At 70.1% G+C, this 12,211-nt stretch carries 13 protein-coding genes; 4 read left to right on the top strand and 9 right to left on the bottom strand.

Translation table 11 applies throughout. From position 1 onward, the window contains the following. Positions 1–7: 7 nt before the first annotated feature. Genes kdpC through KZC52_RS09095 form a run of 3 tightly spaced genes read left to right on the top strand, consistent with a single transcriptional unit; the run spans position 8 to position 3,806 of the window. On the top strand, positions 8–631 hold the full coding sequence (gene kdpC, locus KZC52_RS09085; protein WP_247623721.1) for a potassium-transporting ATPase subunit KdpC: 624 nt from the start codon (positions 8–10) through the stop codon (positions 629–631). Continuing rightward, a complete protein-coding gene (locus KZC52_RS09090; RefSeq protein ID WP_247623722.1) occupies positions 628–3,138 on the top strand; it encodes an ATP-binding protein in 2,511 nt (836 codons plus the stop codon). The genes kdpC and KZC52_RS09090 overlap by 4 nt, the downstream gene beginning before the upstream one ends. Then, a complete protein-coding gene (locus tag KZC52_RS09095; protein WP_308194251.1) occupies positions 3,135–3,806 on the top strand; it encodes a response regulator in 672 nt (223 codons plus the stop codon). The genes KZC52_RS09090 and KZC52_RS09095 overlap by 4 nt, the downstream gene beginning before the upstream one ends. Positions 3,807–3,812: 6 nt before the next feature. Here KZC52_RS09095 and KZC52_RS09100 read toward each other — a convergent pair whose 3' ends face one another. From KZC52_RS09100 to KZC52_RS09110, 3 genes are all read right to left on the bottom strand, one after another. After that, positions 3,813–4,085, bottom strand: coding sequence for a DUF1905 domain-containing protein (locus KZC52_RS09100; protein WP_247623723.1), 273 nt, complete (start codon positions 4,083–4,085; stop codon positions 3,813–3,815). A gap of 25 nt (positions 4,086–4,110) precedes the next feature. Further along, a complete protein-coding gene (locus KZC52_RS09105) occupies positions 4,111–4,896 on the bottom strand; it encodes a TspO-related membrane protein (RefSeq protein ID WP_247623724.1) in 786 nt (261 codons plus the stop codon). Positions 4,897–5,014: 118 nt separating this feature from the next. Further along, a complete protein-coding gene (locus tag KZC52_RS09110) occupies positions 5,015–5,578 on the bottom strand; it encodes a TetR/AcrR family transcriptional regulator (RefSeq protein ID WP_247623725.1) in 564 nt (187 codons plus the stop codon). 94 nt (positions 5,579–5,672) lie between these two features. Between KZC52_RS09110 and KZC52_RS09115 the strand changes: the two genes are divergently transcribed. Then, on the top strand, positions 5,673–6,515 hold the full coding sequence (locus KZC52_RS09115; protein ID WP_247623726.1) for an alpha/beta fold hydrolase: 843 nt from the start codon (positions 5,673–5,675) through the stop codon (positions 6,513–6,515). Positions 6,516–6,610: 95 nt separating this feature from the next. Here KZC52_RS09115 and KZC52_RS09120 read toward each other — a convergent pair whose 3' ends face one another. The 6 genes from KZC52_RS09120 to KZC52_RS09145 all read right to left on the bottom strand — a co-directional run bounded on the left by KZC52_RS09120 (position 6,611) and on the right by KZC52_RS09145 (position 12,048). Next, the gene (locus KZC52_RS09120) at positions 6,611–7,570 is read right to left on the bottom strand and encodes a siderophore-interacting protein (protein WP_247623727.1); all 960 of its coding nucleotides are present in this window, start codon (positions 7,568–7,570) and stop codon (positions 6,611–6,613) included. Next, complete coding sequence (locus tag KZC52_RS09125; RefSeq protein ID WP_247623728.1) at positions 7,560–8,360, bottom strand: ABC transporter ATP-binding protein; 801 nt, start codon at positions 8,358–8,360, stop codon at positions 7,560–7,562. The genes KZC52_RS09120 and KZC52_RS09125 overlap by 11 nt, the downstream gene beginning before the upstream one ends. Then, complete coding sequence (locus tag KZC52_RS09130) at positions 8,357–9,475, bottom strand: FecCD family ABC transporter permease (RefSeq protein ID WP_247623729.1); 1,119 nt, start codon at positions 9,473–9,475, stop codon at positions 8,357–8,359. Before KZC52_RS09130 ends, KZC52_RS09125 begins: the two co-directional genes overlap by 4 nt. Continuing rightward, positions 9,472–10,515, bottom strand: a complete 1,044-nt coding sequence (locus tag KZC52_RS09135; protein WP_247623730.1) for a FecCD family ABC transporter permease — start codon at positions 10,513–10,515, stop codon at positions 9,472–9,474. Before KZC52_RS09135 ends, KZC52_RS09130 begins: the two co-directional genes overlap by 4 nt. 33 nt (positions 10,516–10,548) lie before the next feature. Further along, on the bottom strand, positions 10,549–11,577 hold the full coding sequence (locus KZC52_RS09140; RefSeq protein WP_247623731.1) for an iron-siderophore ABC transporter substrate-binding protein: 1,029 nt from the start codon (positions 11,575–11,577) through the stop codon (positions 10,549–10,551). Between the two features lie 267 nt (positions 11,578–11,844). Then, positions 11,845–12,048 (bottom strand): cold-shock protein, encoded by a 204-nt coding sequence (locus KZC52_RS09145; protein WP_247623732.1) that lies wholly within the window; start codon positions 12,046–12,048, stop codon positions 11,845–11,847. Between the last annotated feature and the right edge of the window lie 163 nt (positions 12,049–12,211).

Genomic DNA, 12,211 nt, shown 5'->3' on the forward strand with positions numbered 1-12,211 from the left:
CCCCCTCATGTCGTCCACCCGCACCACCGTCCGCACCGCGGGCGTCGCCGTCCGCGCGATGCTCGTCCTCACCCTCGTGCTCGGCGTCGGTTACACGCTCGTCGTCACCGGCATCGGCCAGCTGATCCTGCCCGCGCAGGCGAACGGCTCACCCCTCGCCGACGACAGGGGCAGCGCGCTGATCGGCCAGTCCTTTGCTTCGACGGAGCTCAGCACAGGCACGGCCGACGGCGACGCGCTTCCCGAGTACTTCCAGTCCCGCCCTTCGGCCGCCGGCGACGGCTACGACGGCGCGGCCTCCAGCGGCAGCAACCTCGGCCCGGAGAACGCCGACCTGATCGCCGCGATCGAGGAGCGCACAGCCACCATCGCCGAGCGCGAGGGCGTGAGCCCCGCCGAGGTGCCGGCCGACGCGGTGACGGCATCCGGCTCGGGACTCGACCCGCACATCAGCGTCGCGTACGCCCTGCTGCAGGTGCCGCGGGTGGCGGAGGCCCGAGGTCTCTCCGACGGCGCGGTGCGCGCGCTCGTGGAGTCTAGGATTCAAGGGCGGGATCTGGGATTCCTCGGCGAAGAGCGCATCAACGTCGCCGAACTCAATCTCGCGCTCGATGAGCGGGAGGGCGAATGACACGAGAGCGGCGGGGCCGTCTCCGCGTTCTCCTCGGCGCGGCCCCCGGCGTCGGCAAGACCTTCGAGATGCTCGCCGAAGGGCGACGCCTGCTCGACGACGGCCGCGATGTCGTGATCGCGGTCGTCGAGACCCACGGCCGTGCCGCGACGCTCGCCCAGACGATCGGTCTGCCCGAGGTGCCGCGGCGCACCACCGAGCACCGGGGCATCGCCCTCACCGAGCTCGACGTCGACGCCGTGATCGCCCGCCGGCCCGAGATCGCCCTGGTCGACGAGCTCGCGCACACGAACGTTCCGGGTTCGCGGCACCCGAAACGCTGGCAGGACGTCGAGGCGATCCGGGATGCCGGGATCGACGTCGTCACGACCGTGAACGTGCAGCACATCGAGTCGCTCAACGCCGTGGTCGAGAAGATCACCGGCATCGCGCAGCAGGAGACGATCCCGGATGCCGTGGTGCGGGCCGCGGACGAGATCGAGGTCGTCGACCTGGCCCCGCAGACCCTCCGCGACCGCCTCTCGGCGGGTCTGGTGTACCCGGCCGAGCGCATCGACGCCGCTCTCTCGAACTACTTCCGGCTGGGCAACCTCACGGCGCTGCGCGAACTGGCCCTGCTGTGGCTCGCCGACGAGGTCGACAGCGCCCTGCGCAGCTACCGCGCCGAGCAGGGCATCGAGGGCACCTGGCAGGCCCGCGAGCGCGTGGTCGTGGCGTTGACCGGGGGCCCGGAGGGCGAGACCCTGCTGCGTCGCGGTGCCCGCATCGCCGCACGTTCGGCGGGCGGCGAACTGCTCGCGGTGCACATCTCCACGCAGGACGGCCTGCGCGACGAGACCCCCGGCGCACTCGCGGCGCAGCGCGCGCTGGTCGAGTCGCTCGGCGGCAGCTTCCACCAGATCATCGGCGACGACATCCCCGGCGCCCTCGTCGAATTCGCGCAGGGAGCGGATGCCACGCAGCTCGTCATCGGCGTGAGCCGGCGCGGGCGGTTGATGGCGGCACTGACCGGACCGGGCATCGGCTCCGAGGTCATCCGCCGCTCGGGCGACATCGACGTGCACATCGTCACGCACGCCGCCGCCGGTGGACGCATCGCCCTCCCCCGGATCACCGGCGGGGCACTCGGCTGGCGACGGCAACTGCTCGGCTTCGCGGTCGCGCTCGCCTTCGGGCCGCTGCTGTCGTGGATCATGTTCGCATTCCGCAGCCCCGAGTCGATCACCTCCGAGGTGCTCGCTTATCAACTGCTCGTGGTCGTGGTGGCCCTGATCGGCGGCATCCGTCCCGCCGTGTTCGCGGCCGTGCTGTCGGGCATCACCCTCGACTTCCTCTTCGTCGCGCCGCTGTTCACGATCACCGTCGCGCACCCCCTGCACGTGCTCGCCCTCGCGCTCTACGTCGTGATCGCGATCCTCGTGAGCATCATCGTCGACCAGGCCGCGCGCCGTGCCCGCACCGCGAAACGAGCGACCGCCGAGGCCGAACTGCTCGCGGCCGTCGCCGGCAACGTGCTGCGCGGGGACAACGCCGTGCTGGCGCTCGTCAGCCGCACGCGCGAGGCGTTCGGGCTGAGCGGCGTGCGACTGCTCACGGCCGAGGGCGAGGTGCTGGCCAGCGACGGCGAGCCGCTCGCCGACGGTCGCACCACGACGGTCGAGGTCGGCGCGTCGCACGCCGTGCTCGAACTCAGCGGCGATGCGCTGGACGCCCCGGCCCGGCGCCTGCTCGACGCGATCGTGGCGCAGCTCTCGGCCGCGATCGAGCACACCGGGCTGCGCGAGACGGCGAAGGAGGCCGCCGCACTGGCCGAGACCGACCAGGTGCGCAGCGCCCTGCTCTCGGCGCTCAGCCACGATCTGCGCCGCCCACTCGCCTCGGCGGTCGCGGCGATCGGCGGACTGCGCGGAGCCCACGACCTCTCCCCCGACGACCGCGCCGAGCTGCTCGCCACGGCCGACGAGAGTCTCGCGACCCTCTCGACCCTCGTCACCGACCTGCTCGACGTCAGCCGGGTCGAAGCGGGCGTGCTCGCAGTCTCGTCGACGCGCCTCGATGCCACCGGCCCCATCCTCGCCGCCGTCGACGAACTCGGTCTCGGGCCGGCCGACGTCGAGCTCGCCCTGGATCCAGCCCTCCCCGCCCTGCGGGCCGACCCGGTGCTGCTGCAGCGCGTGATCGTGAACGTGCTCGCGAACGCGCACCGCCACTCCCCCGCCGGAACCCGCGTGCTCGTGTCGACGAGCGCCCTGGGAGAGCGGGCCGAGATCCGCATCATCGACCGCGGCGAGGGCGTGCCGGTGGAGCGGCGCGACAGCATCTTCCAGCCGTTCCAGCGCTTCGGCGACACCGACAACACGACCGGCCTGGGTCTCGGACTCGCCCTGTCGCGCGGTTTCACCGAGGGCATGGGCGGTAGCCTGACTCCCGAGGACACCCCCGGGGGCGGCCTCACGATGGTCATCTCACTGCCGCTGGCCGGCGCCGACACGGAGGACACGGAGTGAAGCTCCTCATCGCCGACGACGATCCGCAGATGGTGCGGGCGCTGCGCATTACGCTCGCCGCACACGGATACGAGGTGGTCGTCGCGGCCGACGGTGCCGCCGCGGTCGCCGCCGCCGCCCAGACCCACCCCGACCTCATCATGCTCGACCTCGGCATGCCGCGACTCGACGGCATCGAGGTGATCCAGGCCCTGCGCGGCTGGACGAACGTGCCCATCATCGTCGTCTCGGGACGCACGGGCTCCGCCGACAAGGTCGAGGCGCTGGATGCCGGAGCCGACGACTTCGTCACCAAGCCGTTCCAGGTCGACGAGCTCCTCGCCCGCCTGCGGGCGCTGTCGCGGCGCGCGGTTCCGGCCGGCGGCGAGTCGACCGTGACGTTCGGCGATGTTGTCGTCGACCTCGCGACCAAGACCGTCACGCGCGGCGGATCGCGCGTGCACCTCACCCCGACGGAGTGGCGGATGCTCGAGCATCTGTCTCGGCATCCGGGAGCCCTCGTCACCCGCCAGGACCTGCTGAAGGAGATCTGGGGCAGCGAGCAGGTCTCCGACTCCGGCTACCTACGGCTGTACATGTCGCAGCTGCGCAAGAAGCTCGAGCAGGAGCCCAGTGCGCCCGTGCACCTGCTCACCGAGTCGGGGATGGGCTACCGCCTCGTCGTCTGAGCCGCGTTATCGCGGGGTGACGGTCACCTGAACCTCGTCGCCGATGTCCTTGCCGAGTGCCTTGCGAACCTTCGCGCTCAGCGAGACCATGTGACCGCCGGTTCCCGTGACCATCGCACCGACGTTCTCCAGGATGAGGTCGTCGACCACGGCATCGACCCTGACGGTCTTCCCCGTGCCGAAGAACTCGGCCGAATCCGGGATCTCGACGCAACTCCACGTCTCGCCCTTGACGTCGACGCCGATCGCCGTGGTGAATGTCTTCTTCTCGGTGGCCATGCGCACACGATACCGAAGTGATGTCTCAGCGAGCCGCCCGCCCCCGCACGACCCCGATCACGCCCGCGAGCACGAGCACGACGGCGACCACGAGGGCCGCGATGCCGGTCGGCACGCTCTCCGGGGCGTCGGTGAAGCGTCCGACGGCGAGCCAGACGAGGCCCCATGCGGTCGCGAGCGCCGGGGCGATGCGGCCGGTCACGAGTGCCGCCGCGACACCGATGACCGCCACCACCACGAGCACGGCGACGGCCCAGACATCCGCCTGATCCGCCCAGTCCGCCGGGGCGATCTGCGTGAACCACGCCGCGGTGTTCGCCACGGTCGCGATCGTCACCCAGCCGAAGTGCAGCCCGTTGGCGCCGTCGGTGAGGATGCGGTCGGCGAGGTTCTTCGCCGGGAACCGCCCGAGCAGCACGATCACCCGGGCGAGCACCGCCACCAGCAGCGCGATCACGATCACCGTGAGCCACAGCGTCAGGAACCGCGCGGTCACCAACCAGAGACCGTTCAGCACCATCGAGGCGGCGATCCATCCGGCGACGGCCTGTTGCCGAGCATCCGCCCGTTGCGCGGGCAGCGCCTGCCACACCGTGTACGCGAGCAGGCCGATGTAGATCAGCGACCAGATCGAGAACGCGGGGCCGGCGGGCGCGAGGTACGACCCCTGCGCCGAGAGCGCGCCGTCCTGCAGATCGTCGACGGATGCTCCGCCGAACGCTCCGGCGCCGACGGCGGCCGCGATGAGCATGAAGGATGCCGCGGCGATGATCAGGCTCTGTCGGGCGATGCCCTTCGTCTGTGACTCCATGCCCCGGACGATACTGAGGGGTCGGCGCCGCCGCAGGGGCCTTGACTCTCGCCTGGCAATTGTCTAGCCTGGCTAGCGAATTGGGTCGGTCGCGCTGCGCTTCGAGAATCGGTCGGAGTCAGGCCGCAACCGCCGCGTCGATCAGCACCTCGGCGGCACCCCGCGCCTGAGCCGCGACCGCCGCGTCGCCCGAGATGGCCGCCGTGCTCTGCGCACCCTCGGCGAGGATCGACAGCTGCGCGGCGAGGAGGGGCGAGGCGCCCGTGCTCGCGACGAGGCCCGACATGTACTCCTGGAACGACGCCTTGTGCGAGCGCACGATCTCGGCGACCTCGGGATTCGTGCCGCCGAGCTCGCCGAACGCGTTGATGAACGCGCAGCCGCGGAAGTCGTCGGTGCAGAACCAGTCCTCGAGGTACCCGTAGACGGCGAGCAGGCGGGCGCGGGGGTCGCCCCCGGCATCCGTCACGGCGGCCGTCAGGCCGGACTCCCACTCGCCGTGCTTGCGCTCGAGCACCGCTGCGACGATGTCGTTCTTCGCGGGGAAGAGACCGTAGAGGCGGCGCAGCGACACGCCGGCGGACTGACGCAGCTCGTCCATGCCGACGGCCGCGTATCCCTTGCGGTAGTAGAGCTCCTCGGCGGCGGAGAGGATGCGTTCGCGTGCCTCGTCTTCGGTCATGCCAGAAGTCTACTTGACATGAGAACGATCGTTCTCTAGATTGATCACATCAGGCGAGAACGATCGTTCTCACCGAACCGAAAGGATCAGGATCATGGGTTACATCACCGTCGGGAACGAGAACAGCACCCCGATCGAGCTCTACTACGAAGACCAGGGTTCGGGTCAGCCCGTCGTCCTGATCCACGGCTACCCGCTCGACGGCCACAGCTGGGAGCGCCAGACCCGCGAACTCCTCGCCCAGGGCTACCGCGTCATCACGTACGACCGCCGCGGCTTCGGCGGATCGTCGAAGGTCAATGTCGGCTACGACTACGACACCTTCGCCGCCGACCTCAACACTGTGCTCGAGACCCTCGACCTGCGCGACGTCGTGCTCGTCGGCTTCTCGATGGGCACCGGAGAGCTCGCCCGCTACGTCAGCCGCTACGGCTCCGACCGCGTCGCGAAGCTCGCCTTCCTCGCCTCGCTCGAGCCCTTCCTCGTGCAGCGCGACGACAACCCCGAGGGCGTGCCGCAGGACGTCTTCGACGGCATCGAGGCGGCTGCCAAGGGCGACCGCTTCGCCTGGTTCACGCAGTTCTACAACGACTTCTACAACCTCGACGAGAACCTCGGATCGCGCATCAGCCAGGAGGCCGTCACCGGCAGCTGGAACGTCGCGATCGGCAGCGCGCCCGTCGCCGCCTACGCCGTCGTCCCGTCGTGGATCGAGGACTTCCGCGCCGACGTCGAGGCCGTGGCCGCCGCCGCGAAGCCCACGCTGATCCTGCACGGCACGAAGGACAACATCCTCCCGATCGACGCCACCGCCCGCCGCTTCCACCAGGCGGTTCCCGCGGCCGAGTACGTCGAGGTCGAGGGCGCCCCGCACGGCCTCCTCTGGACCCACGCCGACGAGGTCAACGCGGCGCTGAAGGACTTCCTCGCGAAGTAACGCCGCCGCACGGCATCCGTCCGGCCCAGCGAAAGTCCCGCCGCCCATCCGGGTGGCGGGACTTCTGCATCGATCGGTGGGGCGGCCTCGCGAACTCAGCCGCGCATGGCGACGCCGCGGCGCCAGTAGCCCATGAACGCCACCTGGCCGCGGTCGATGCCGAGGTCCTTGACGAGGTGACGGCGGAGGGTCGTGACCACACCGCTCTCCCCGGCGATCCAGAAGTACCGATCGCCGGGGGCGTCGGATGCCGCGATCTCCTCGCCGAGCCCCGAGTACGCCGGCGTCTCCCACAGCAGGTCGTCGCTCTCGATGTCCTTCACCGCGATCTCGTCCGAGGCATCCGCGTCTCCGAGGTGCGCGAGCACCGCCGGAATGACCCGGAGCCCGTGGGCCTGGTCGGCGTCGCGCGCCAGCCAGTGCACCTCGACCCCGGCGGGAGCGTCGATCGCGAGCTCGTCTGCCGCCGACGGCACCTCGATGAACGCCGTGCCGCGCAGGTCGCGCGGGGCGTCTTCGAGGATGCGCGCGATCGCGGGGGCCGCGGTCTCATCGCCCACCAGCACGACCGAGGGCGCATCGCCGGGCCGGTACTCGGTGCCGCCGCCCGCGACCACGCCGCGACGCGGTCCGATGATGATGAGCTCCTGCCCGGATTCGGCCGCGCTCGCCCAGCGCGACGCGGGACCGGTGAGGCCGGGCGCGAGGTGCAGCACGAAGTCGATGTCGACCTCGGTGTCGCCCGAGGCCGGATCGACCCGCAGGTCGCGGATCGAGTACGTGCGCATGGTGCCGCGCTCGTCTTCGGGCACGGCCAGGAACGACGCCCACCAGTCGGGGGTGTCGCGCTCCAGCGGGGGCAGGATGCCGGATGCCGGCGGGAAGATCAGCTTGATGCGGGCGTCGAACACCCCACCCGGCGTGCCGAACTCGTCGAGGTCCGCGCCACCGAAGGTCACCCGCACGAAGTTGGGCGAGACGCGCTCGACCCGGCGCACCTCGGCACGGGCGAGGATGTACGCGGGCTTCTCGGTGGTGGTGGTCTCAGCGGACATGGTGCCTCCCGATGGGTGTGACCATCGGCTTGCCGGAGACCGGGTCGATGGTGATCTGATTGGCGAGGCCGAAGACCTCTTCGACGAGTTCGGCGGTGACGACCTCGGCCGGGGCGCCGATCGCGTGCACGCGCCCCTCCTTCATCGCCACGAGCTCGTCGGCGTAGCGCGCGGCGAGGTTCAGGTCGTGCAGCACCATCACGATCGTGGTGCCGCGGGCGACGCTGAGGTCGGTGAGCAGGTCGAGCACCTCGACCTGGTGGGCGACGTCGAGGAACGTGGTGGGCTCATCGAGCAGCAGGATGTCGGTCTCCTGCGCGAGTGCCATCGCGATCCACACGCGCTGGCGCTGTCCGCCCGACAGTTCGTCGACGCTGCGGTCGGCGAGCTCGGTCACCCCGGTGGCGTCGAGCGCATCGGCGACGACTTCGTAGTCGTGGGCGCTCCAGCGGGCGAGCGTCTTCTGATGCGGATGCCGCCCGCGCCCGACGAGGTCGGCGACGGCGATCCCCTCGGGGGCGACCGGCGACTGCGGCAGCAGTCCCAGGATGCGGGCGACCTCTTTGGTGGGTCGCGCGTGCACGGATTTTCCGTCGAGCACGATCTGGCCGGCGGCCGGCGAGAGCAGGCGCGCCAGCGAGCGCAGGAGCGTCGACTTGCCGCATCCGTTCGCTCCGACGATCGTCGTGATCTTGCCGGGCGCGACCGTGAGGTCGAGGCCGTCGATGATGGTGCGGTCGCCGTAGGAGAGGGTGACCCCTTCGGCCGACAGGCTGTGCGAGACGGTCACAGCGATCCTCCCGAGCGGTTGGTGCGGATGAGCAGGTAGATCAGATACGGAGCGCCGAGCACGCCGGTGACGACGCCGACCGGGTAGCGGGTGCCGAGCAGGAACTGGGCGATCAGGTCGCTGCCGAGCACGAGCACGGCGCCGACGAAGGCGCTGGGCAGCAGCAGGTTCGCGCCCGGGCCGGTGATGCGTGCAGCGATCGGACCGGCCATGAACGCGACGAAGGCGATCGGCCCCGTCGCGGCGGTCGCGAAGGCGAGCAGGGTGACGGCTCCGAGGATGAACAGCAGGCGGGTGACGTTCACGCGGATGCCGAGGCCGGATGCCGAGTCGTCGCCGAGCTGCAGGGCGCCCAGCGCCCGCCCCTGCGACAGCATCAGCGGAACGATCACGGCTGCGGCGATCGCCATCGGCAGCACCCGCTCCCACGAGGCGTTGTTGAGGCTGCCGGTGAGCCACTGCATCGCGGTCTGGATGTCCCAGTTCGCGGCGCGCGACAGCATGTACGAGATGAGGCTCTGCAGCATGGCGGCGACGCCGATGCCGATCAGGATGAGCCGGGTGCCCGCGAAGCCGCCCTTGATCGAGAGCAGGTAGATCACGAGCGCGGTGAGCACGGCTCCCGCCAGCGCGAAGACCGAGACGACCGGGCCGTTGAGCGACAGCACGATGATGCCGAACACGGCCGCCGCGCCCGCCCCCGCCGAGATGCCGATGATGTCGGGCGAGGCGAGCGGGTTGCGCAGCAGGGTCTGGAAGCTCACGCCTGCGATGCCGAACCCGAAACCGGTGAGGATCGCGAGCACCGCGCGCGGCAGACGCAGGTCGCCGACCGTGAACGAGGCCCCGGGCACGGTCTCGCCGAGGATCACGCGGATGACCTCGTCGGGCGTGTAGAACGTGTTGCCGACCATGAGCGCGACGGCGAACAGCGCGAAGACGAGGATGCCGAGCACGATCGTCGCGCTGGCGTGGCGGCGGTGGCGCGCACGGCGCCCGGCGACGATGGCGGCGACGCGGGCGGATGCCGTCTGCTCCGGGCGGTCGAGCGTGTGTTCGGGGGCACCGGCGGGGCCGGTGCTTCCCGACGAGTTCGTGCGGTCGGTCGTGGTCACAGCTCACGCACCTTCTGACGGCGGACGATCCAGATGAAGAACGGGGCGCCGATGATCGCGGTGATGATGCCGACCTGGATCTCTTCGGACGACGGCGAGATCACACGGCCGACGATGTCGCTCGCGGTCAGCAGCGCGGCGCCGGCGACCGCCGAGAACGGCAGCAGCCAGCGGTGGTCGGTGCCGATCAGCATGCGGCAGACGTGGGGGATGACGAGGCCGACGAATCCGATCGGTCCGGCGATGGCGGTAGCGGCACCGGCGAGGATGACTGCGCCCAGGGCCGACAGCATCCGGGTGCGGAAGACGTGCTCGCCCAGCCCCTTGGCCATGTCGTCGCCCAGCGCGAGCGAGTTCATGCCACGCGAGCTGGCGAAGCAGATGAGAGCACCGACGAGGAGCACCGGGGCGGTGAGAGCGATGCGGGGCCACTCGGCGCCGCCGACGCCACCGACCTGCCACGACTGGAACGTCTGCAGCAGATCGACGCGGGGCAGCATGATCGCGCTGATGAGCGAGGCGAACGCGGCCGAGGTGGCGGCGCCCGCCAGGGCGAGTTTGAGGGGGGTCGCGCCGCCGCGACCGAGCGACCCGACCGTGTAGACGAAGGTCGCCGCGGCGGCGGCACCGACGATCGCGAAGGCCATCTGCCCGTAGGGGTTGGCCAGTCCGAAGAAGGCAATGCCGATGACGACGGCGAGCGATGCGCCGTTCGAGACGCCCAGGATGCCGGGGTCGGCGATCGGGTTGCGGGTGACGGCCTGCATCGTGGCACCCGAGAGAGCGAGCGCGGCGCCGACGAGCAGAGCGAGCACCGTGCGCGGGATGCGCTTGACGATCGCGGCCTGCTCGATCGTGTCGCTGTGGCCGCTGAACGCCGCGACGATGTCGTCGAACGACACGGCGCGCACGCCGAACGACACCGACAGGATGCTGAGGACCAGCAGGAGTGCGACTCCGGCGAGAAGCCAGAGCGTGCGCACCAGCACCGGGCGCCGCAGGTCTGCGGCGCCCGGTGCGATGGTGGTGGTGGCGGTCACTGAGGTGTCACTCCGCGCGAGCGGACTGATCGATTACTGAGCGAGCGGCGCGGCCAGCAGGGCGAGGTAGTCGCTGAGACCCCACGGGATCGACAGCGGCGACGGGTTGGCGGATGCCGCGATCGGGGTGGCATCGGGGAGGATCGCGATGCGTCCCTCGGCGATGGCCGGGATCTTCGACAGCAGCGGGTCGGCCTGCAGGGTCGCGATGAGCGACTCGTCGCCGTAGGTCGCGATCACGTCGACGTCGTCGAACTTCGCGGCGTCCTCGGCGCTCACCGACAGGTAGAACTCCTTGCTGTCGGCGGACTCCTCGACGATCGAGGGGAACGGCAGACCGAGGTCGTCGTGCAGGTAGCCGGGGCGCGTGTCGACGGCCGTGTAGTAGCCGATCTGGCTCAGGTCGGTCGGGTCGAAGAAGGCGAAGAGCACCTTCTTGTCCTTGAGGACGCTGTTCTCCTCGAGCGCCGCATCGGCGTCGGCGTGGAGGTCGTCGATGAGGGCCTGACCCTCCTCCTCGAGGCCGAGGGCCTTCGAGTTCATCTCGATCATCTCGTCGACCGGGGTGCCCCAGGCGATCTCGGGGTAGGCGACGACCGGAGCGATCTTGGAGAGGGTGTCGTACTCCTCCTGCGTCAGGCCGGAGTACGAGGCGAGGATGACGTCGGGGTTCGTGTCGGCGACGGCCTCGTAGTCGATGCCGTCGGCCTCGTCGAAGAGCACCGGCTCTTCGCCGCCGAGCTCGTCGAGCTTCTCCTCGACCCAGGGCAGGATGCCGTTGTCGTCGTCGTCGCCCCAGCTGGCCTTGCTGAAACCGACCGGCACGATGCCGAGCGCCAGCGGCACCTCGTGGTTCGCCCAGGCGACCGTCGCCACGCGCTCGGGCTTGGACTCGATCGTGGTCTCGCCGTAGACGTGCTCGATCGTCACGGGGAAGGCGTCGTCGGAGGCCGGGTTGGCGCCGGCATCCGAACCGCTCTCGGAGGCGGACGTCGCGCAGGCCGTGAGGCTCAGCGCGAGTGCCGCGGCGGCACCGACGGCGAGGAGACGAGAAGTGCGCACAGCAGATCCCTTCGGGTTGAGGAGGGGTGAGGCGCAGAGTCGCGCCGGTTTGGTAAGGCTGACCTAATGTAACCCGAAGTAAGGCGAACCTCAATTCGGGTGGCCGCATCGTTACCCGTATTCCAGTGGTCCCCGAGCCGGTTCCTGAGCGAGCGGAGCTTGATCCGGTTCCTGAGCGAGCGGAGCGAGACGAAGGGCCTCACCCCCGAAACGAAGAAGCCGGCCGGCTCCCGAAGGAGCCGACCGGCCTCATACGATCACGAGGGATCAGAGGGGGCGAATGTTCGCAGCCTGCATGCCCTTGGGGCCGCGCTCAGCGTCGAATTCGACCTTCTGGTTCTCGCGCAGCTCCTTGAAGCCGCTTCCGGTGATCGCCGAGTAGTGGGCGAACAGGTCGTCGGTGCCGTCATCGGGAGCGATGAAGCCGAAGCCCTTTTCCGCGTTGAACCATTTCACAGTGCCAGTGGCCATGTGTTTTCTTCTTTCTTTTTGATGTGGCCGCTGTTGTACACGGCCGCAGCACCGCACCGGAGCATCCGATGGGTACAGGGTGACGCTCTCCGGCGAGGAGGCGTGAGATGAAGGTTTTTCGGAATCCGTGCCGAACCGATCGGCGCAGAAGTCGGATCCGTGT

This window comes from Microbacterium galbinum (assembly GCF_023091225.1).
Taxonomy (GTDB): Bacteria; Actinomycetota; Actinomycetes; order Actinomycetales; family Microbacteriaceae; genus Microbacterium; species Microbacterium galbinum.

Coding starts and splice junctions, on each gene's coding strand:
- kdpC (WP_247623721.1), top strand. CDS start 8: ATGTCGTCCACCCGCACCACCGTCCGCACCGCGGGCGTCGCCGTCCGC.
- KZC52_RS09105 (WP_247623724.1), bottom strand. CDS start 4,896: ATGGAGTCACAGACGAAGGGCATCGCCCGACAGAGCCTGATCATCGCC.
- KZC52_RS09115 (WP_247623726.1), top strand. CDS start 5,673: ATGGGTTACATCACCGTCGGGAACGAGAACAGCACCCCGATCGAGCTC.
- KZC52_RS09145 (WP_247623732.1), bottom strand. CDS start 12,048: ATGGCCACTGGCACTGTGAAATGGTTCAACGCGGAAAAGGGCTTCGGC.
- KZC52_RS09100 (WP_247623723.1), bottom strand. CDS start 4,085: ATGGCCACCGAGAAGAAGACATTCACCACGGCGATCGGCGTCGACGTC.
- KZC52_RS09120 (WP_247623727.1), bottom strand. CDS start 7,570: ATGTCCGCTGAGACCACCACCACCGAGAAGCCCGCGTACATCCTCGCC.
- KZC52_RS09090 (WP_247623722.1), top strand. CDS start 628: ATGACACGAGAGCGGCGGGGCCGTCTCCGCGTTCTCCTCGGCGCGGCC.
- KZC52_RS09110 (WP_247623725.1), bottom strand. CDS start 5,578: ATGACCGAAGACGAGGCACGCGAACGCATCCTCTCCGCCGCCGAGGAG.